Genomic DNA, 19,151 nt, shown 5'->3' on the forward strand with positions numbered 1-19,151 from the left:
CAACGAAACGGAACTGAAGTCGCAGTTCTCGAGCGTTGACTGGCCTAATCAAACAGTTGCTTGAGAACCTAAAAAAACCGCTCCCGAAAGAAAATGGGGCCCCATCGCCATGACCGTCACAACAACCCAAGCCCGACTGCACCGGCAATCCCTGCACTGACTGGCAGATCAACGCCCAAAAGCAAGCCCCCACGCATAAGCCGGGAATAAAGGAACAATAAGCAGATCGAATCAGAAGCTGTGCCGGCAGCCCAAGCCGCACAGGCGCCCCGGCATTGCAGGATCATTGCAACGGATTCATTCCATGGATTACAAGAGCGCTGGAGTTGACGTTGAAGCCGGACGTGCGTTCGTGCAGCGCATCAAGGCCTCTGTGGAAGCCACCCACCGACCGGAGGTCATCGGAGGCCTTGGGGGATTTGGGGGGGTGATGCGCCTCCCCAGCGGCCTGCGAAAGCCCCTGCTGGTGTCGGGCACCGATGGCGTCGGAACCAAATTGGAACTGGCCCAGGAGCATGGCAGCCATCACGGCGTTGGCATCGACCTGGTGGCGATGTGCGTCAACGATGTGATCACCTCAGGAGCAGCGCCTCTCTTTTTTCTGGATTACATGGCCACTGGTGCTCTGGCGCCGTCGGCGATGGCTGAGGTCGTGGAGGGAATCGCCGATGGATGCAGGCAAAGCGGCTGTGCCTTGCTTGGTGGAGAAACCGCGGAGATGCCGGGGTTCTATCCCAAGGGGCGCTACGACCTCGCCGGCTTTTGCGTGGCCGTCGTCGAAGAAGACCAACTCATTGACGGCCAGCGCATCCAGCCTGGCGACAGCGTGATCGGTGTGGCCAGCAGCGGCGTGCACAGCAATGGCTTCAGCCTGGTGCGCAAGGTGCTGCAACGCGCCAATGCTGATGCGAGCACCGTTTATGGCGATGACCAGCGGCCTCTGATCAGCGACCTACTGGCAGCCACAACCCTGTATGCCGACCTCGTGCAACATCTGCTGCAGGGCGGATGTGAGCTCCACGGAATGGCCCACATCACAGGCGGGGGACTACCGGAAAACCTGCCGCGGTGCCTGCCAGAAGGCTTATCTGCTCGCATCGACGCCACCAGCTGGACCAGGCCTCCACTCTTCCGCTGGCTGCAGGACGCAGGAGACATTCCCGAACGGGACCTCTGGCACACGTTCAACCTCGGCATCGGTTTCTGTCTGGTTGTGCCGGCAGGGAGTGAAGGCACTGTCATCGATTACTGCCGCGTCAAACAACATCAGGCCTGGGTGATTGGCGACGTGGCGTCCAAGTCCAACGACCCGGGTAACACAACGGCTCTGGAGGGGGTGCCCGCCTGATTGCGTCAGTTTCAGACGGGTTCAATGCAGCTGAGCACCAGAACGGAAAGGATCGAATAGGGTGCTGCCAAGCACATCGGAATCTTTTCCGATAGCAACGTCAATACATTTATTTTCAATGCCTTTTGATAAGCCCCAGCGCATCACGCGACGTCGATCGTCTGCAGGACCGGTTCCACCAAGACGCCCTTTAGCTTCCGGACAAGACAGGCAGCAGGGCTACAGGCAGGGTGCAAGGCCGACATTTCTCACACTGCGAGATCACGGCAAGGTCTTCGTGGCCGACATGCCGTACCTCTCAGATGGGCAGTTGGCCCACATCGGGAAAGAAGCCGAAGAGGTTTTGGAAAGCCTTGAACGGCGGATTCAAGACATGGAGCAGGAGCTCAGTCAGGGCCCTCAGGAGCGCGACACCCTGATCAAGGCGTGCACCAAACGCGACGTCACCCGACGATTCATCCGCGCCATTCAGGACGAGCAGGAGAACCGTCAGAACAACCCTGCTTTAAAGAGCGCTGCAAGCGAATCCCTACCTCGCACATTTCTGGAGGTCGCCCGGCATCGACTGCCCGGGGCAACCTTCGATTCACTCCTGCAAGAAGCGCTAACCGCCTGCGCTCAACAGCAGGAGGCCTCCCCCGCTCCCACTCCCCGGGAACCCTCCGAAGACAAGGTCATTCCGATTCGCACCAACGGAGATAGCCTCCCAGTCGTGGTGAGTCCAGCCCCCGAATCCGCCTCGGAGGCCTGAGCATCTCGTTTAGCGACTCTGGAATGGATTAGCGGGCATCCGCTCGCTGCAACTGCATCGGGCAGCATCCAAACGCTGGCATTCCTGCGTCGACAAGGACCACTGCAGTGCACCGGCAACATCCCTTGCTTGGTTCGGAGTTCGTAGCCCAGGAATCGGCGTCGTACCCAGTGATCTGCACCAGTTCAAGGCGACTTGCACCATCGTTGCTCCATGCTCGATCGCGATGGCATGCATCACCCTGCGCAGCTCAAAACTTGCGGGAAGGAGTCGCCGGAACAGACGACGTCTCAACCAGGTTGCGGGAAGCGTCTGCTCAGCCCCGGGAGGACATCCAAGGACGCCGAAGGCCAGAGGGCTGTAAGCCAAAACCTCCACATCCCTGTCCCTGCTGACGGCGATCAACTCGAGCAGCTGATCATCCCCAGGCGCCAAGAGTGAACACTGAACCTGAACACTGCGCAGGGAAACACCGCGTTCCAACAGACGGTTGTGGATCAACGCCAAGCGCTGGGGGCCCAAATTGGACAGCCCCAGCTCGGAGACCCGGCCACAAAGCACGAGCTCAGCCAAGCCATCGAGAAGGCCTGCCTCTTGCCAAGGCGCATAGCGAGCGGTGCTCCAGTGCAACTGCACCCGCTGGAGCTGCCCTTTGAGACGCTTTCGGCTGGCCTCAAAGGCGGCATCGAATCCTCGACGGCCCCATCTCCAGGGGAAGGGTGCCAACTTTGTCGCGACCATCAGCTGGGATCGACGAAGGGCTGGCAACTCAGCAATGAATTCGCCAAGAAGCTCTTCACTGCGCCCAGTCAGCCTCCCCGTGCCATAGGAATCCGCTGTATCCACCAGGTTGAGCCCAGAACTAAGGGCCTGTCGAAACGTGTCGCGCAGTCGACCATCGTCCCGCTCGGGGTCGTATCCCCAAACCGCCTTGTTACCCCAGGCCCAGGTGCCAAAACCGATGCCGTTCAACGGGGCGACGCTGCTGCCAGCCATGATCGCCTTCATCTCGTCCAGCTGCGTCATGACCGCATCCCCCGCACAGGAGCCTGCGACATCGCCCGATCAGGCTGTGGAGGGATCGTCTGCAGACGAGGAACGCATCCTCTGCAACCACTGCCGAAGAACCGCCAGCAACGGGATTCGCTGCCTGGGCATGTGCGTCGCCGACAGTGATTACTGATGATCCGCCTGTGGCTGGCTTCCCTGCTGCTCGCCGTTCCTGCAACGGCCAATCCAATGCTGACCTTTGGCCGCTTGGAGCACAGGCCTTCAAAATGCCGCATCCTTGTCGACGGGCGTCCCTTGGATTGCAAGCGCCTCCAGATCAGTGCGAACGGAAGTAGTGGCCTGCGGCTTCGCTTCATCGGAGACGATGAGGCGACGGGGGGCAGTTTTCAATTGAGCTTCGTGAGCCTTGATGGAGACCAGGGCAGTCCGCTTCTCTGCGACCGCTCCGGCTGCCGCTTGGATCAGCGCAGCTGGAGCGCGAGCCTTCTCAGCACCGCATGGGCCCGCTTTGACGCCAGAGGACTTCCCACGGGCCTGCCAGTGGCACGCACAGCCACTGGCAGCTGTTGGATTGATGCCGAAACCGTCAACTGCGAGAGTCACTCACGCAACATTCCCGCAATGAGCGCGGAGGCTCAACTGTGACGAGGATTAAAAGGCGGCACCCAGATTCGAACTGGGGATAAAGGATTTGCAATCCTCTGCCTTACCACTTGGCCATGCCGCCGCTGGGGAACAGCCGCTCCCATCAGGGGATCGTATCAGCCATGCCCCTGGCTCTCTGCTGTTTCTCTGCAATGGCCACGGCGAAGACCTGATCACCCTGCGGATCATCCAGGCCGTCCATCGACGTGCTCCCCGACTTTCCCTATCCGTGCTTCCTCTGGTGGGAACCGGCCGTGTTTTTGATGCTGCGGTTCAGCAGGGATGGTTAACGCGCATGGGGCCTAAAGCGGCTCTACCAAGCGGTGGCTTCAGCAACCAAAGCCTGCGGGGACTGCTGGCGGACCTCAGCGCTGGCCTCCCAACCCTGAGCTGGAGCCAGTGGCGCCTGGTGCGCCGCCTGGGTCATCACCACCAACCCATCGTTGCCGTCGGCGATCTGCTGCCGCTGCTGATGGCCTGGAGCAGTGGCTCCCCTTTTGGTTTCATCGGCACCCCCAAGAGCGACTACACCTGGCGCAGCGGGCCCGGACGGGCAAGAAGCGACTGCTACCACCTGCTCAAAGGCAGTGAGTGGGATCCCTGGGAATGGAGCTTGATGCGCTCGCGGCGCTGTCGAGTTGTGGCCTTGCGTGATCGCCTCACGGCCCGTGGCCTGCGCCGCAAAGGAGTGGATGCTCTGTCTCCGGGCAATCCGATGATGGATGGCCTACGAATTCATCCGTTGCCGTCGGCCCTAGAACGCTGCCGACGGGTGCTCCTGCTCTGCGGCAGTCGCATGCCGGAGGCCCAGCGCAACCTGCAGCGGTTGGTTCGCAGCGCCATGGCCCTGCCCGGCAGTGTCCCGATGGCACTGCTCGTGGCCGTCGGCGCCCAACCCGATGCAAAGGCCCTGAGCGACAGTCTTGAACAACTGGGTTTTCGACGCAGCCTTCCTCCTTCGGACCAACTGGGTGCCGAAGCGTGCTGGGTGAAAGGAGCCTGTCTGGTGCTGATCGGGCGAGGTTGCTTTGACCAATGGGCCGGCTGGGCGGAAGCCGGCATCGCCACCGCCGGAACGGCGACGGAACAATTGGTGGGGCTAGGCATTCCTGCCCTGTCCCTGCCGGGACGAGGACCACAGTTCAAGCCAGGCTTCGCCCGCCGTCAGAGCCGCCTGCTGGGGGGAGCGGTTCGTCCGTGCTCTGACGAATCCGAGCTCACCAGACGGCTCGAATACCTCCTGGATGACCCGGCACTCCGCTCCCACTTGGGACGAATCGGTGCTCAGCGGATGGGACCTGCAGGAGGGAGCGATCAGCTGGCACGCCTCATCCTGGATCGCTTCAACGGATACTGAAGACACCCGGTTGGATGCGATGGCTGCGATTCAAGACCCCACCCTCGTCAAACTTTGCGCTCAGCTGGCGAGTCGATTGAGCATCAGCCTCGCCAGCGCCCGTCGCCAGGTCGAGCAAGCCGCGGCCCGTGAAGGTCATCGCGATGTGCAGGGGCGACGGGCGACGGCTGAATCCATGCTGGCCGCCCTCGACAACGACAACGGTGAGCACGCCCGTCAGCTGAACACGTTGTTGGAGCACAGCGAAGGAGATGGCAATTTCATGCTTGAAGACTGACTTCAGTGCTCAAAGATCTGGTGAAAACGCTGCCGGTCCAACTCGGCAACCACCGGAACGCATTGAAAACAGCGCTGAGCCAGATCCCAGCGCCCTTCCCGTCGCAGCATCTGTTCCAAACGCTCCCGGGCCGGCAAGAGATATCGGACGTCGTTAGCGGCATAGGCCAGCTGAGCATCCGTGAGTTCGTCCACACGGCCCCAATCACTGCTTTGGGCGCCCTTATCAAGCTCAACACCCACCAATTCCATCACCAGATCCTTGAGACCGTGGCGGGGGGTGTAGGTCCGCCCGAGCCGACTCCCGACCTTGGTGCAGAAGACAGGATCCACCGCAATCCCCAGACCGGCGGCGAGAGCTGCCACATCAAACCGTGCGAAGTGAAACACCTTCTCCACAGTGGAGGCCTCAAACAGGCGCTTCAGGTTGGGCGCATCGGTCTGGCCCAAGCCAATGCGGACGCAGGCGACACGGTCCTCTGCGTCCGCAATTTGAACCAGACAAAGCCGGTCACGGCCATGGATCAATCCCATCGCTTCGGTATCGACCGCAAGCCGCGGGCACTGCAAATAGCGCTCCGTCCAAGCTGCATCGAGATCGCGATCAAAGACGGCGAATTCCGCAGGGGACGAGGACTGCTCAGCCATGGCTTCAAGGATGGATATGGCCAGTGTGGCCAACCGCCTCTACAGCAAGTCTCAAGACTCTCCTCTTGAATCTCGAAATGAGATCGCATTTGATTGGGGAAGTTATCCCTCGCCTGTGTTCTCCCGCAGAAAGCCATCGCGCACCTGCCTGGCAGACATCGAGCAGTACTTCCACCAGCCACCGCCACAATTTCTCGACCTGGAACTGGCTGTCTGCTGGATCCTTGAGTGCCTGCTCAAAGACGACAACTATCCCTCCGCGCTCCTGCAGAAATTGATCCAGGAAGAGCCACAACTGCGGCTCTCTGAAACCGTGCTGCAGCAGGCTCTGGATTTTCTAGAGCAACAGGGCTCAATTAGCAGCTACACCCAACGCTGCCCGAGTCGTGGACGACCACGGCGCATGCTGCATCTTCAATCGGATGCCCGCAATGAAGCCGAGCGACTCATGGCCCCCTGGCGCAGCTGGCTGGACGCACACCGATTCGCGTTGAACTAAGCGATTCAGCCTGCGAAAGGCTTAAAAAGGTTCATCACGATCGGGATGCCATGCCTGCAGGATTCCAATCCACTCTCCTGCTGACCGTTCTGCTGGCGATTGGCCTGGTGTTCTTCCTGCGGGCAGCAAGCAAAGACCGAACCACTGTTGTGGATGTGATGTCTCCCCAACCGCCCTTGACCGTTCTCGACGGGCTCAGCGCTTGGCTGGAAGCTCGCGGTTGGAGCCGAGATGGCGGAGATGCAGAGCGGCAGGTGCTCCGCTTTAAGGGGAAGGTGGCATCCAGCCAACCCCTGGCCGTTCTGCTGTCTCTACTGGCTGCCATCGGCTCCGCTTGCTTCGCCCTGGTTCTGCGTCAGCTGTCACCACAACTGCACTGGTGGCCCCTGCTGTTGATTGGCTTCGGACCTATGGCCGGAGCTCTTTACACACGGCGAGCCTCACGCACAGAAGCCTTAGAACTGCAGTTGCTACCTCCTCCAGAGGGAGAAGGCAGCGCCATTCGCTTGCGGGCCCATCGCGACGAATTGATCGCGATCGAACTGGAACTGGCCGAGACCCTTGAACTCGCCAGTGATGGATCCCTGCTCTCCTCCCCCATCTGAACCATGCGTCTGCCGGCCTGGATTCAACGGCGTCGCTTTGCCACAGGCCTTGCCATCACAGGGCTGTCCCTGGTGACGCTCGCCATGACCAAGGCTGCTGAACAGCGCAATTGGCTGAGCGCACCAGGGACGAAAGAGCAACCACCAGAGCAACCAGCAGAGCAACTAGCGCCGGCACCGCCAGAGCCAAAACCCTGTCCCGCGCCCGCCACGCCAGACCCGCTGCTGGGCCCGCGCACGAAGGAATCCGGGAGATGGGTCGGTAGCAGCCCTGTTCAAACCAACTTGCCGATCGTCGTCATGGCAGGACACGCCGACTCCCAGGGCACCGTCAGTCCCGGAACACCGGGTTATGCCGTGGATCAGCAAAACCGTCCGCCGATGCAACCGGGCATTCGGGATGAGCTGTTCTGGAACCGCGAGGTTCAGGCTGCTGTTGTCAGCCAAGGCAAAGCACGTGGCTTGAACATCCGGTCTTACACCCCTCCCTCAATCACCATCGCGAACGACAACCACCCTTCCACCAATTGGTCGAAGGCCAAAGTGTTTTCCGAACGCGGGGAATATGTACTAGAGATCCATTTCGACGCCTACCGGCCCCATGGCTTCGGCTCAGGCCTGATTCCCGTGCTCGCGAACGTGCGTGCACTCAATGTCGTCGATGAAAGCTTGGCCAAGGCCTTTGGACGGTTCCCACGGAATTTTCGAGGAGGCCTTGGAGGTCCAAGGCGTGGCATCGGGATTCTTGAAATCGCCATGCTTGAACCCCCCCTCGAAACGAAGCTCAGAGATCCGAGCACAAGGGAGCAAACCGTGAACTGCCTGGCCGAGCGCGTAGTGAACGCACTCGTTCAGGGCGTCAGTTAGTTGATCGCTCCATGGGGGCGGCAACGGTCGTCGAGGGTGGAATCCCCAAGCCAATCCTGAGGCTTGGTGAACAGCTCGGTCAGCAGGGCCTCCCTTGATCCGGCCTCTGCGGTGTAGCCATACTCCCAGCGCACGAGCGGGGGCAGAGACATCAGGATCGACTCCGTACGCCCATTGGTCTGCAATCCGAAAATCGTGCCGCGATCCCAGACCAGGTTGAATTCCACGTACCTGCCACGGCGATAGAGCTGGAACTCTCTCTCGCGGTCGCCATAAGCCATCGGGTGACGCTTCTCAACGATGGGGGCATAGGAGGGCAAGAAGGCTCTGCCGTTGGCCTGGCCGAGCGAGAAAAGCTGCTCCCAGCTCAACGGCCTGGCCCCCAAACGTGCAGACACCTTGGCGGCTGGGCCCGCCGGGTCCTGTCCCTTGTAAAGCGTGCCGTTGGCATCTTGATAGTCGTAAAAAATGCCGCCGACGCCGCGGGTCTCACCACGGTGCTTCAAAAAGAAGTACTCATCGCACCAGGGCTTGAAGACCTTGTGCAGATCCGGATGAACCGAATCACAGGCCGCCTGATGGGTGCGATGAAAATGGCGTGCATCTTCGAGGAAGGGGTAATAGGGGGTCAGGTCGGCGCCCCCTCCAAACCACCACACCGGGCCAGCTTCGAAGTAGCGGTAATTGAGGTGAACCGTTGGGATGTAGGGGTTACGCGGATGCAGCACCATCGATGTTCCCGTGGCGAACCAGGGATGACCCTTCGCCTCCGGACGCTGCTTGAGGATGGATGGGGGCAGTTCTTCCCCTTGAACCTCTGAGAAATTCACGCCGCCTTGTTCAAAGACGCGGCCCTCACGCATCACCCTGGAGCGGCCACCACCCCCTTCAGGCCGCACCCAACTTTCCTCTGCAAAGCGACCTTCACCATCGAGAGCTTCCAGACCAGAGCAGATCTCGTCTTGAAGCCCCATCACCATTGCCCGAGCCCGATCTCTGGAGTCGCTGGGAGGAAGCTCGAGGGTGGAGTTGCTGACACCCACGTCCTGGCGTCCGAGGACGCGGCGAATCAGGGAGCGGACCATGTGTCAGAGACTGAAGACATCGAAACCTAACCAAGTCACCCCAGGCCTGGACAAGCATCCGTGAGGGACTGTCACGGGCGACGCCCCTAGGATCCGGCTTGCCCTAATGAAACTGATGAACCCGGTCGAGCAGGCCAACCACGCCCTCCAGCAAGTCAAAGATGCCGGCAGTGGCAAATCGGCACTGGAGCTCGGCTGGATCGAACAAATCCGCATCAGCCCGCCGCGGGCCGTGTTTCGCCTCAGCCTTCCCGGCTTCGCCCAAGGTCAGAGAGACCGAATCGTGACCGAGGCACGGGAAACGCTGCTGAGCATCGACGGCATCGACGACGTCCAGATTGAGATCGGCCAACCACCAAGCCAGGGGGGGATTGGCCAAGCAGGCCACGGACAGCCGGCTGAACGGCAGTCGATCCCAGGAGTGCGCCAGGTGATTGCTGTGAGCAGCGGCAAGGGAGGCGTCGGCAAGAGCACCGTGGCGGTCAATCTGGCCTGCGCACTCGCCCAGACCGGCCTGCGGGTTGGGCTCCTGGACGCCGATATCTACGGACCCAACGCACCAACCATGCTGGGTGTGGCTGATCAAACGCCGGAGGTGCAGGGAAGCGGAGATCAGCAGCGGATTGTCCCGATCGAAACCTGCGGAATCGCCATGGTGTCCATGGGTCTGCTGATCGATGATCACCAGCCCGTGATCTGGCGTGGCCCGATGCTGAACGGCATTATTCGTCAGTTTCTCTACCAGGCCGAATGGGGTGAAAGGGACGTTCTTGTCGTCGACCTGCCGCCGGGCACCGGTGATGCGCAGTTGTCCCTGGCCCAGGCAGTTCCGATGGCAGGAGTTGTGATCGTGACCACCCCGCAGCAGGTATCGCTGCAAGATGCGCGAAGGGGACTTGCCATGTTCCGGCAGATGGGCATTCCCGTCCTCGGCGTGGTGGAGAACATGAGCGCCTTCATTCCTCCGGATCGTCCCGACTGCCGTTATGCCCTCTTCGGCAGTGGCGGCGGAGCCCAACTCGCCTCCGACTACGACGTTCCTCTTCTGGCCCAAATTCCGATGGAAATGCCTGTGCAGGAAGGTGGAGACACAGGACGGCCGATCGTGATCAATCGCAGCGAATCAGCCAGCGCCGCAGAGTTCAAAGGGCTCGCAGATGCAGTGCTGAAGGCCGTCACCCAGCCCGCCTGACGATGTTCAGCCGACGTGACCGCCGCAGACCGCACCGGGAGTGGGTGCTCTGGGGTGTTCCGGTCGGGATGATCGCCATCGCCGGGGTGCTGATCGCCAGCACACAACGCCAGGCGGACTACGCCGACTGGTATCACCACTGGATCACCGCGGCCTTTGGGGTGCTGCTGGCGCTGGGACTGGAACGCCTGCCACTTCAGCGGCTCCGACCGCTGCTGGTTCCCGTCTATGGCTTGACCGTGATCAGTCTGGTGGCGGTACGGGTCATTGGAACCACGGCGCTGGGGGCCCAACGCTGGATCAGCATCGGCGGGGTTCATGTTCAGCCCTCGGAATTCGCCAAGATCGCCGCGATCCTGCTTGTGGCAGCGGTGTTGTCACGGCACCCGGTGGAACGACCGATCGATCTGATGCGTCCGCTGGGCGTGATCGCCGTGCCTTGGCTCCTGGTGTTCATCCAGCCTGATCTGGGCACATCCCTTGTGTTCGGCGCCCTGATGCTCACGATGCTCTATTGGTCGGGAATGCCAATTGAGTGGGTGATTCTTTTGCTGTCACCGCTGGTGACGGCCCTTCTGTCAGGGCTTCTCCCCTGGGCCATGGGGATCTGGATCCCACTGATGGTCGTTGTCGCCTACCGCTCCCTGCCCTGGAAGCGCCTGGCGGCAACAGCAACCTTGGCCATCCACAGCGCCATGGCTGCAGTGACGCCATGGCTTTGGATGCATGGCCTGAAGGACTACCAACGGGATCGTTTGGTGCTGTTCCTTGACCCCAGCAAGGATCCCCTCGGCGGGGGTTATCACCTCCTTCAGAGCACCGTGGGCATCGGTTCAGGCGGCGTCTTGGGGACGGGCCTTCTTCAAGGGCAACTGACCAAACTGCGGTTCATTCCCGAACAGCACACCGATTTCATCTTCAGCGCTCTAGGCGAGGAGACGGGGTTTGTTGGGTGTCTCCTGGTGGTTCTTGGTTTTGCTGCATTGATGGCGCGGTTGCTTCAAGTCGCGCGCAATGCCCGCACCGACTTCGAATCGCTCGTGGTGATCGGAATCGGCACGATGCTGATGTTTCAAGTGGTGGTCAACATCTTCATGACCATTGGCCTGGGCCCTGTCACTGGAATCCCCCTGCCCTTCCTGAGCTATGGGCGCTCAGCGATGGTTGTGAATTTCATCGCCCTCGGCCTCTGCCTGTCTGTGGTTCGGCAGAGCCGTCGCTCCTTGGCACAACACCGTTGACCGGGCCAACCTTTACCGACCTGCGGCAACGACTGGCGCAGGATGTGCCCCAGGGGCGCTGCGATGAAATCGGTGTCCGACGGCTTTGGTGGGCAGCTCTGGAGACCCTGCAACAGGACCTGCTTGAGCGCGGCATTGAGCGTGGAATCTGGCTAGCAGCGCCCCTGCCAGCTCTCTACGAACCGGAGTTGCTGAAACATCTGCAGGGATGGGTCTGGGCTCCAGAGCGCCTGGATCAATTGAGTCCTCATCCAACGGCACTACCTGGACGGTCAAGCAGCGATGAACCAGGCACGCTGCAGGGATGCCAACGCTTGTCACTGCGCCGCGATGACGGAGATGATCCCCTGCTGCTGGTAATCACGCCCGAGGTCCAAGTCGCCCTGGCCCTGCACGGCCCCGCCCAGAAACGCCAGTTGCTGATGCGTTCTGACCCGGAAACACTCAGTGATGTTCTGCTGCAGCTCGGGCGTCGGCTGGAGCATCAGTCACCGGCAGAGGCCGATCAGCTGCGCAAAGCACTCGAATCCATCGGCACCCTTCAGGGCAATGGATCCTGGTCAGAACAGTTCTGGCCCCGCCTAACTGAACGGCTTACCGGAACAGCCCCAGGGCTGATGCTGCAACCCATCCAGGCCGAGCGCCCACCAGAAGACCCCAGCCATGGCGATCTGAATTTGCTGGAAGCCATCACCCATGAGGTGAGAACCCCTCTAGCAACGATCAGAACATTGATCCGGTCTCTGCTGCGGCGGAAGGATCTGCCCGAAGTCGTCGTGAATCGCTTGCGTCAGATCGATGTTGAATGCAGCGAACAGATCGACCGATTTGGCCTGATCTTCCATGCCGCCGAGCTTCAACGGGAGCCCAACGAAGCCAATTTGGCCCGCACGGATTTACACGCCATCCTCACCGCCCTTGCACCCAGCTGGACGGAGCAACTGGATCGGAGAGGGATCAGCCTTGAGCTGGACCTCACCGCTGACCTGCCGGCCATTCTCAGTGACTCCCGACGGCTGGAACCGATGTTGGGAGGTCTGATCGACCGCTGCACCAGAGGGCTAGCCCCCGGCAGTCAGCTGACACTTCATCTCCAAGCGGCGGGCCAGCGAGTGAAGCTTCAACTCCAGGTGGAGCATCCCAACAGAACCTCAGCCACCGAGCCCGGCACAGCTCCCCAACGCGAGGAAGTAGGGACCGTCCTGAGCTGGGATCCCAGCACTGGAAGCCTGCAGTTAAGTCAGGATGCAACCCGCCAAATGATGGCCAGCCTGGGGGGGCGCTATCAGTCCAGACGTGATCGCGACATCACCGTTTTCTTCCCCGTACACACCCCAGGAAACTGATCAATATGTTGTCGGGTGTGAAGCTTGCTTTCGGAGAGCAAAAGAGCAACCGATGACGGTGCTACTTTCCAGTCGTAACGGCTCTTGTGGATTCCTTCAGCCATGGCAGCAACGGCGTTGAATGGTCAACTTCCTCAGCACATCGCCAGCACTGGCGGACTTCTGAACTCAGCAGAGACTGAAGAGAAATACGCGATCACCTGGACCAGCAAGACAGAACAGGCTTTCGAGCTCCCCACCGGTGGAGCTGCCCTGATGAACTCAGGCGAAAACCTGATGTATTTCGCCCGCAAAGAGCAGTGCCTCGCCCTCGGCACCCAACTGCGCACCAAATTCAAGCCCCGGATTGAGGACTACAAGATCTACCGGATCTACCCCGGTGGTGACACCGAGTTCCTGCATCCCAAGGATGGCGTTTTCCCCGAAAAGGTGAACGAAGGACGTTCCATGGTCGGGCACAACTCCCGTCGCATCGGCGAAAACGTCAACCCTGCCAACATCAAGTTCAGCGGCCGCAACACCTTCGACTCCTGAACGATCAATCTGCAAGCCCGGAGGTCGTGATCTTCGGGTCTTGGCTGCGATGATCATGAGATGTTCAGTCCCGATCGCGACGCCTTTCATCAGGCGGTTTGCAGTGGCGCCAACCTGATCCCTCTGGCTCAGAGTTGGCCCGCAGATCTTGAAACACCGCTCACCACCTGGATCAAGGTGGGAGAGGGTAGGCCTCCAGGTGTTTTGCTGGAGTCCGTCGAAGGAGGCGAAACCCTCGGACGCTGGAGTGTGATCGCCTGCGATCCCCTCTGGACAGCATCAGCCAGGAATGACCGTCTGACACGCACCTGGCGCGATGGTCGCAAAGACGAGTTCACGGGCAACCCGTTTGAATCACTCCGCGACTGCTTAGCTCCTTACGCCTGCGTCAACCTGCCGGGCTTGCCCCCTCTGGGACAGCTCTATGGCGTTTGGGGCTACGAACTGATCCAATGGATTGAACCAACTGTTGCGGTGCATCCCCGAGCCGCGGCCGATCCCCCGGACGGGATCTGGATGTTGATGGACGCGCTCCTGATCTTTGATCAAGTAAAACGGCAGATCACGGCCGTCGCCTTCGGCGACTTGTCCGATGGCGCGGATGAGGAACAGGCATGGCAGACCGCCATCGGACGGATTGACGACCTGCGCCAACGGATGGATGCACCTCTTCCGGCCGTGCAACCGCTGACCTGGGATGCCAGAAGCAAAGAACTTCCCGCCGTGCGCTCCAACCGCAGCCGCGATGAATTCGAAGCTGCCGTCGACACTGCCAAAGAACACATCGCGGCCGGCGATGTCTTTCAACTGGTGATCAGTCAGCGCCTTGAGACCGACGTTCCTCAGTCGCCCCTGGAGCTGTATCGCAGTTTGCGGATGGTGAATCCATCTCCCTACATGGCGTTCTTCGACTTTGGGGACTGGCAACTGATCGGCTCAAGCCCGGAGGTGATGGTTCAAGCCGAGCCTGCAGCAGATGGCATCCATGCCAGCCTGCGGCCCATCGCGGGCACCCGACCACGGGGAGCCACGCCACTAGAGGATCGAGAGCTGGAAGCTGATCTGCTGGCCGACCCCAAAGAGCGCGCTGAGCACGTGATGCTGGTTGACCTGGGACGCAATGACCTCGGCAGGGTCTGCCAACCCGGAAGCGTGGCGGTGCAAGACCTCATGGTGATCGAGCGCTACTCACACGTCATGCACATCGTCAGCCAAGTCGAAGGACGCCTGGCCCCGACGCACGATGTGTGGGATTTGCTGATGGCGGCCTTTCCCGCCGGCACCGTCAGCGGCGCACCGAAGATCCGTGCCATGCAACTCATCCATACGCTTGAGCCCGATGCGCGCGGCCCCTATTCCGGGGTCTATGGATCCGTCGATCTGGCCGGAGCCCTCAACACGGCCATTACGATCCGAACCATGGTGGTGCAACCACGAGACGGCGGTGGATGCCGGGTCAAAGTTCAGGCCGGGGCCGGCATCGTTGCCGATTCACAACCGACGGCTGAATTCGAAGAAACCCTGAACAAAGCACGAGGAATGCTGACAGCACTGGCTTGCCTGAACCCGCCGGGATGACAGCTCAACAACTTCTACTGAAAGGCTTCGAGGTCGAACTGTTCACCGGTCAGCCCAACGGAGCCAACGTCGGCGTCGCCACCGACGTTGCCAGGGAACTGCCTGGCTTCGTAACAGAACCGGACTGTCGCAATCTCGAATACGTCACCGACCCGATCAGGGATTACGCCGAACTCCCCGAGGCACTGCTCGCTCCCCGACGGGAATTAAGGCGGTGGCTGCACGAGCGGGAGCTCACGCTTCTGCCAGGCAGCACCATGAGTTTGGGAGACAGCAGCCGGTTCGAACGCTCGGACCCCGGCAATGCGTATCACGCTCTCATCGAGCGGCTTTACGGCACCAGGGTCGTGACGGCCAGCATTCACATCAACCTCGGCATCACAGATCTGAACTGGTTGTTTGCGGCGGTCCGGCTCGTGCGCTGCGAGGCGGCTCTCCTGCTCGCCATGAGCGCCAGTTCCCCCTTTCTGGATGGGCGCAGCACCAGCCACCACTCCCAGAGATGGCATCAATTCCCCCTAACGCCGCAATCGGTTCCCTTATTTCGGGATCACGACCACTACATCCAGTGGGTGGAGGAGCAACTGGCCACGGGGGCCATGCGCAACGAACGTCACCTATGGACGTCCGTTCGTCCCAATGGTCCGCGACGCCCGTACGACCTCAACCGACTGGAATTACGCATCTGCGATCTCATCACCAATCCCCATGAGCTGCTGGCGATCACCTGCCTGCTTGAACTGCGGCTTCTTGCCCTCAGACAGGACATGACTCGCCTCGATCCCCTTTGCAACAGCGTCCTATCCGCGGATGAGCTGGCCCAGCTGGCTGACAGCAATGATGCAGCCGTCGCTCAATCAAGCCTGAACGCTGAACTCAAGCATTGGCGGGATGGCCGTGTGATCACCTGCAAGGACTGGCTTGAGGAGCTGCTTGATGAGCTCGCTCCCCTCGCCGAATCCCTCCAGCTCAGTGCTTTTTTGAAGCCGTTGGATGCACTGCTGACCCACGGCAATCAGGCCATGCGCTGGGAAGCGGCTCATGCCCGGGGCCAATCCATCGATGACTTGCTTCAGGAGGGGATCCAACTGATGCAGCAGGAAGAACAACAGATGACCACCGGGGAACCCTGTTTGGGATGATCATGTCGAGTCCATCGCAGCGTGGAGACTTCATGCCCGAGTCCACCACCCATGTCTCCGACAACGAGACAGCACGCTTGAACGGTGGTGCATCGGGTGCCGGGCAGCTTCTTCAGCACCGTCTGGATCTGATTGAAGACCTGTGGAAGACGGTGCTGCGCAGTGAGTGCCCACCGGAGCAGAGCGAACGTCTGCTGCGACTCAAACAACTCAGTGACCCTGTCTCCTTAGAGGGACGGGACGGCGACAGCACGAGCGAGGCGATCGTCGAGCTGATCCGAGCCATGGATCTTTCAGAAGCCATCTCGGCGGCCCGCGCCTTTTCGCTCTATTTCCAGCTCATCAACATCCTTGAGCAACGGATCGAGGAAGACAGCTATCTCGATAGCCTGCGGCCCAATCTCAGTGCTGAATCGGCTCAACGGGACGCCTTTGATCCCTTTGCACCCCCTCTCGCCAATCAGACTGATCCAGCCACCTTTGGAGAAGTCTTCGAGCGGCTGCGTCGGATGAACGTCCCCCCCGCGCAGGTGGAGCACCTGCTGCGGGAGCTGGATATCCGTCTGGTGTTCACCGCCCATCCCACGGAGATCGTTCGGCACACAGTGCGTCACAAGCAGCGGCGTGTGGCCAACTTGCTCCAGCAACTTCAATCAGACAACCCTCTCGCGAATCAGCTGCGCGAGGACTGTCGCGACCAACTGGAAGAGGAAATCCGACTGTGGTGGCGGACCGATGAACTCCACCAGTTCAAACCCACCGTGATCGATGAGGTGGATTCGACCCTGCACTACTTCCAGCAGGTGTTGTTTGACGCGATGCCGAAACTGCGTAAGAGGCTGATCACTGCTTTGCATCGGCATTACCCCGATGTCCAGGTCCCCCAGGCATCCTTCTGCACATTTGGCTCCTGGGTGGGTTCCGATCGGGACGGCAATCCCTCGGTGACACCCGAGATCACCTGGCGAACAGCCTGTTACCAGCGTCAGCTGATGCTGGAGCTGTACATCCACTCCGTCCAGTCGCTACGCCAGCAGCTGAGCATCTCCATGCAGTGGAGTCAGGTGGCGCCATCACTGCTGGAGTCCCTGGAGATGGATCGGCTCCGGTTCCCGGAGATCTACGAGCGCAGAGCAGCTCGATACCGACTGGAGCCCTACCGGCTGAAGCTCTGCTACGTGCTCGAAAAGCTTGAGCGCACGCTCGCCCGCAACAATCAGCTGTCGGAGGCGGGCTGGCAGATGCCCTGTGAAGCCCTGACCGATCCCAAGGACGGACTCGGCGGAGCCGATGTTCTCCACTACACCTCGGTGGATCAGTTCCGCAGTGACCTGGAGTTGGTCCGCAACAGCCTCGTCAGCACCGAATTGAGCTGCGAACAGCTCGACACGCTGCTGCACCAGGTGCACATCTTTGGGTTTTCGCTGGCCAGCCTTGATATCCGTCAGGAGAGCACCCGCCACAGCGATGCGATCGATGAACTCACCCGCAACCTGGAACTGCCCCAGGCCTACGGGGACATGGATGAAACGCAGCGGATGGCATGGCTCCTCCAGGAACTGAAGACCCGCAGGCCCCTGATTCCGCCAGCCACCAGTTGGTCAGCGCCGACATCAGAGACGTTGGCGGTGTTCCGAATGCTGCAGCGCCTCCAGGAAGAATTCGGCCAGCGGATCTGCAACTCCTATGTGATTTCGATGAGCCACACGGCATCGGATCTCTTGGAGGTTCTGCTGCTGGCGAAAGAGGCGGGTCTGGTGGACCCGCCGAACAAACGAGCCTCCCTACTAGTGGTGCCGCTGTTCGAAACCGTGGAGGATCTCCAACGGGCCCCCGCGGTGATGGAGGGGTTGTTTAAAACGCCGCTCTACCGCGAACTCCTACCGGTTGCAGGCCAACAGAAACAGCCGCTGCAGGAGCTCATGCTGGGCTACTCAGACAGCAACAAGGATTCCGGCTTTCTCTCCAGCAACTGGGAGATTCACCAGGCTCAGATCGCACTTCAGGAACTCGCCAGCCGCCAGGATGTGGCGCTTCGCCTTTTCCACGGCCGCGGGGGGTCTGTGAGTCGTGGAGGCGGGCCGGCTTACCAGGCGATCCTGGCCCAACCCAGCGGCACGCTGCAGGGCCGGATCAAAATCACCGAACAGGGTGAGGTACTGAACTCCAAGTACAGCCTGCCCGAGTTGGCGCTGTACAACCTGGAGACCGTGACCACGGCCGTGGTTCAGAACAGCCTGGTTACCAACCAGCTGGATGCCACCCCAAGCTGGAATCAGCTGATGAGTCGCCTCGCCACCCGTTCAAGGGAGCATTACCGGGCTTTGGTTCACGACAATCCCGATCTGGTGGCGTTCTTCCAGCAAGTCACTCCGATCGAAGAAATCAGCAAACTGCAGATCTCCAGCAGACCGGCCCGACGCAAAACAGGCGCAAAAGACCTGTCCAGTCTGCGGGCGATCCCCTGGGTCTTCGGTTGGACCCAGAGCCGATTTCTTCTGCCGAGCTGGTTTGGCTTCGGCACAGCTCTGTCGGAAGAAGTGGGAAGCGACTCCGAACAACTCGATCTGCTGCGCCGCCTCCATCAACGCTGGCCGTTCTTCCGGATGCTCATTTCAAAGGTAGAAATGACCCTCTCCAAGGTGGATCTCGACCTGGCTCATCACTACATGAACAGCCTGGGGCACCCCGAACAGCGAGAGGCCTTTGAAGCGATCTTCCAGGTGATCGCCAAGGAATACGAACTCACCCGCAAGCTGGTGCTGGAAATCACGGGACAAAACCGACTGCTGGGAGCTGATCAAGGGCTGCAGTTGTCCGTTGATCTGCGCAATCGCACCATCGTTCCCCTGGGCTTTCTCCAGGTTGCGCTGCTGAAGCGACTGCGTGATCAGAACCGGCAACCGCCCATGAGCGAAACCCCGGGAGCGCCCGAAGACACACGCACCTACAGCCGCAGTGAGCTGCTGCGAGGTGCACTGCTCACCCTCAATGGCATTGCAGCCGGCATGCGCAACACCGGTTGA

General features: G+C 60.6%; 19 protein-coding genes and 1 tRNA gene. 16 read left to right on the forward strand and 4 right to left on the reverse strand.

Going from position 1 to position 19,151, the window contains the following annotated elements; all coding sequences use genetic code 11:
* The first annotated feature begins 304 nt into the window (after positions 1 to 304).
* Together purM and FZZ92_RS10415 are read left to right on the forward strand one after the other, a co-directional pair.
* Positions 305 to 1,348 (forward strand): phosphoribosylformylglycinamidine cyclo-ligase, encoded by a 1,044-nt coding sequence (gene purM, locus FZZ92_RS10410; protein ID WP_226398210.1) that lies wholly within the window; start codon positions 305 to 307, stop codon positions 1,346 to 1,348.
* Positions 1,349 to 1,466: 118 nt separating this feature from the next.
* Positions 1,467 to 2,099: a histidine phosphotransferase gene (locus FZZ92_RS10415; RefSeq protein WP_226398209.1), complete on the forward strand. Its 633-nt coding sequence runs from the start codon at positions 1,467 to 1,469 to the stop codon at positions 2,097 to 2,099.
* Positions 2,100 to 2,108: 9 nt separating this feature from the next.
* On the opposite strand, the gene FZZ92_RS10420 is transcribed toward FZZ92_RS10415, so the two are convergent.
* Complete coding sequence (locus FZZ92_RS10420; protein WP_226398208.1) at positions 2,109 to 3,125, reverse strand: aldo/keto reductase; 1,017 nt, start codon at positions 3,123 to 3,125, stop codon at positions 2,109 to 2,111.
* On the opposite strand from FZZ92_RS10420, the gene FZZ92_RS10425 reads away from it, so the two are divergent.
* Together FZZ92_RS10425 and FZZ92_RS10430 are read left to right on the forward strand one after the other, a co-directional pair.
* Entirely contained in the window at positions 3,124 to 3,282 is a 159-nt protein-coding gene (locus tag FZZ92_RS10425) for a hypothetical protein (protein ID WP_166017559.1), read from the forward strand. The two genes, FZZ92_RS10420 and FZZ92_RS10425, sit on opposite strands and share 2 nt — an antisense overlap.
* Positions 3,282 to 3,755, forward strand: coding sequence for a hypothetical protein (locus tag FZZ92_RS10430; protein ID WP_226398207.1), 474 nt, complete (start codon positions 3,282 to 3,284; stop codon positions 3,753 to 3,755). The genes FZZ92_RS10425 and FZZ92_RS10430 overlap by 1 nt, the downstream gene beginning before the upstream one ends.
* A gap of 11 nt (positions 3,756 to 3,766) precedes the next feature.
* On the opposite strand, the gene FZZ92_RS10435 is transcribed toward FZZ92_RS10430, so the two are convergent.
* Positions 3,767 to 3,837: transfer RNA gene (locus FZZ92_RS10435), tRNA-Cys, on the reverse strand.
* Positions 3,838 to 3,891: 54 nt separating this feature from the next.
* Here FZZ92_RS10435 and FZZ92_RS10440 point away from each other — a divergent pair.
* Together FZZ92_RS10440 and FZZ92_RS10445 are read left to right on the forward strand one after the other, a co-directional pair.
* Positions 3,892 to 5,112: a lipid-A-disaccharide synthase-related protein gene (locus tag FZZ92_RS10440; protein WP_226423240.1), complete on the forward strand. Its 1,221-nt coding sequence runs from the start codon at positions 3,892 to 3,894 to the stop codon at positions 5,110 to 5,112.
* Positions 5,113 to 5,131: 19 nt separating this feature from the next.
* On the forward strand, positions 5,132 to 5,389 hold the full coding sequence (locus tag FZZ92_RS10445) for a hypothetical protein (protein WP_115023012.1): 258 nt from the start codon (positions 5,132 to 5,134) through the stop codon (positions 5,387 to 5,389).
* Between the two features lie 2 nt (positions 5,390 to 5,391).
* Here FZZ92_RS10445 and FZZ92_RS10450 read toward each other — a convergent pair whose 3' ends face one another.
* Entirely contained in the window at positions 5,392 to 6,036 is a 645-nt protein-coding gene (locus FZZ92_RS10450) for a ribonuclease D (protein ID WP_226398206.1), read from the reverse strand.
* A gap of 115 nt (positions 6,037 to 6,151) precedes the next feature.
* Here FZZ92_RS10450 and FZZ92_RS10455 point away from each other — a divergent pair, with 115 nt between their 5' ends.
* From FZZ92_RS10455 to FZZ92_RS10465, 3 genes are read left to right on the forward strand one after another with little or no spacing between them, the layout of a single operon-like run.
* Positions 6,152 to 6,535: a helix-turn-helix transcriptional regulator gene (locus tag FZZ92_RS10455; protein ID WP_115023011.1), complete on the forward strand. Its 384-nt coding sequence runs from the start codon at positions 6,152 to 6,154 to the stop codon at positions 6,533 to 6,535.
* A gap of 50 nt (positions 6,536 to 6,585) precedes the next feature.
* Positions 6,586 to 7,140: a cofactor assembly of complex C subunit B gene (locus tag FZZ92_RS10460; RefSeq protein ID WP_166017557.1), complete on the forward strand. Its 555-nt coding sequence runs from the start codon at positions 6,586 to 6,588 to the stop codon at positions 7,138 to 7,140.
* 3 nt (positions 7,141 to 7,143) lie between these two features.
* Positions 7,144 to 8,007, forward strand: coding sequence for an N-acetylmuramoyl-L-alanine amidase (locus FZZ92_RS10465; protein WP_226398205.1), 864 nt, complete (start codon positions 7,144 to 7,146; stop codon positions 8,005 to 8,007).
* On the opposite strand, the gene hemF is transcribed toward FZZ92_RS10465, so the two are convergent.
* The gene (hemF, locus tag FZZ92_RS10470; protein ID WP_226398204.1) at positions 8,004 to 9,092 is read right to left on the reverse strand and encodes an oxygen-dependent coproporphyrinogen oxidase; all 1,089 of its coding nucleotides are present in this window, start codon (positions 9,090 to 9,092) and stop codon (positions 8,004 to 8,006) included. The two genes, FZZ92_RS10465 and hemF, sit on opposite strands and share 4 nt — an antisense overlap.
* A gap of 115 nt (positions 9,093 to 9,207) precedes the next feature.
* Here hemF and FZZ92_RS10475 point away from each other — a divergent pair, with 115 nt between their 5' ends.
* The 7 genes from FZZ92_RS10475 (at position 9,208) to ppc (ending at position 19,151) form a co-directional block, all read left to right on the forward strand.
* Positions 9,208 to 10,284 (forward strand): Mrp/NBP35 family ATP-binding protein, encoded by a 1,077-nt coding sequence (locus FZZ92_RS10475; RefSeq protein ID WP_115022852.1) that lies wholly within the window; start codon positions 9,208 to 9,210, stop codon positions 10,282 to 10,284.
* 2 nt (positions 10,285 to 10,286) lie between these two features.
* Positions 10,287 to 11,525: a rod shape-determining protein RodA gene (rodA, locus tag FZZ92_RS10480; protein ID WP_226423190.1), complete on the forward strand. Its 1,239-nt coding sequence runs from the start codon at positions 10,287 to 10,289 to the stop codon at positions 11,523 to 11,525.
* The gene (locus FZZ92_RS10485) at positions 11,522 to 12,871 is read left to right on the forward strand and encodes a sensor histidine kinase KdpD (protein WP_226423191.1); all 1,350 of its coding nucleotides are present in this window, start codon (positions 11,522 to 11,524) and stop codon (positions 12,869 to 12,871) included. The genes rodA and FZZ92_RS10485 overlap by 4 nt, the downstream gene beginning before the upstream one ends.
* A gap of 102 nt (positions 12,872 to 12,973) precedes the next feature.
* Positions 12,974 to 13,405 carry a photosystem I reaction center subunit II PsaD gene (locus FZZ92_RS10490; RefSeq protein WP_226398201.1) on the forward strand — a complete coding sequence of 144 codons (432 nt, stop codon included), beginning with the start codon at positions 12,974 to 12,976 and terminating at the stop codon, positions 13,403 to 13,405.
* A gap of 60 nt (positions 13,406 to 13,465) precedes the next feature.
* Positions 13,466 to 14,983, forward strand: a complete 1,518-nt coding sequence (locus tag FZZ92_RS10495; protein WP_226398200.1) for an anthranilate synthase component I family protein — start codon at positions 13,466 to 13,468, stop codon at positions 14,981 to 14,983.
* Entirely contained in the window at positions 14,980 to 16,125 is a 1,146-nt protein-coding gene (gene gshA, locus FZZ92_RS10500; protein ID WP_226398253.1) for a glutamate--cysteine ligase, read from the forward strand. The genes FZZ92_RS10495 and gshA overlap by 4 nt, the downstream gene beginning before the upstream one ends.
* Positions 16,126 to 16,157: 32 nt before the next feature.
* Positions 16,158 to 19,151, forward strand: a complete 2,994-nt coding sequence (gene ppc / locus FZZ92_RS10505) for a phosphoenolpyruvate carboxylase (protein WP_226398199.1) — start codon at positions 16,158 to 16,160, stop codon at positions 19,149 to 19,151.

The sequence above is a fragment of the Synechococcus sp. MU1611 genome (assembly GCF_020514255.1).
Taxonomy (GTDB): domain Bacteria; phylum Cyanobacteriota; class Cyanobacteriia; order PCC-6307; family Cyanobiaceae; genus Parasynechococcus.

Coding starts and splice junctions, on each gene's coding strand:
- rodA (WP_226423190.1), top strand. CDS start 10,287: ATGTTCAGCCGACGTGACCGCCGCAGACCGCACCGGGAGTGGGTGCTC.
- FZZ92_RS10495 (WP_226398200.1), top strand. CDS start 13,466: ATGTTCAGTCCCGATCGCGACGCCTTTCATCAGGCGGTTTGCAGTGGC.
- FZZ92_RS10465 (WP_226398205.1), top strand. CDS start 7,144: ATGCGTCTGCCGGCCTGGATTCAACGGCGTCGCTTTGCCACAGGCCTT.
- gshA (WP_226398253.1), top strand. CDS start 14,980: ATGACAGCTCAACAACTTCTACTGAAAGGCTTCGAGGTCGAACTGTTC.
- FZZ92_RS10490 (WP_226398201.1), top strand. CDS start 12,974: ATGGCAGCAACGGCGTTGAATGGTCAACTTCCTCAGCACATCGCCAGC.
- FZZ92_RS10415 (WP_226398209.1), top strand. CDS start 1,467: ATGCCTTTTGATAAGCCCCAGCGCATCACGCGACGTCGATCGTCTGCA.
- FZZ92_RS10425 (WP_166017559.1), top strand. CDS start 3,124: ATGACCGCATCCCCCGCACAGGAGCCTGCGACATCGCCCGATCAGGCT.
- FZZ92_RS10430 (WP_226398207.1), top strand. CDS start 3,282: ATGATCCGCCTGTGGCTGGCTTCCCTGCTGCTCGCCGTTCCTGCAACG.
- hemF (WP_226398204.1), bottom strand. CDS start 9,092: ATGGTCCGCTCCCTGATTCGCCGCGTCCTCGGACGCCAGGACGTGGGT.
- FZZ92_RS10450 (WP_226398206.1), bottom strand. CDS start 6,036: ATGGCTGAGCAGTCCTCGTCCCCTGCGGAATTCGCCGTCTTTGATCGC.
- FZZ92_RS10445 (WP_115023012.1), top strand. CDS start 5,132: ATGGCTGCGATTCAAGACCCCACCCTCGTCAAACTTTGCGCTCAGCTG.
- FZZ92_RS10420 (WP_226398208.1), bottom strand. CDS start 3,125: ATGACGCAGCTGGACGAGATGAAGGCGATCATGGCTGGCAGCAGCGTC.
- FZZ92_RS10460 (WP_166017557.1), top strand. CDS start 6,586: ATGCCTGCAGGATTCCAATCCACTCTCCTGCTGACCGTTCTGCTGGCG.
- purM (WP_226398210.1), top strand. CDS start 305: ATGGATTACAAGAGCGCTGGAGTTGACGTTGAAGCCGGACGTGCGTTC.
- ppc (WP_226398199.1), top strand. CDS start 16,158: ATGCCCGAGTCCACCACCCATGTCTCCGACAACGAGACAGCACGCTTG.
- FZZ92_RS10475 (WP_115022852.1), top strand. CDS start 9,208: ATGAACCCGGTCGAGCAGGCCAACCACGCCCTCCAGCAAGTCAAAGAT.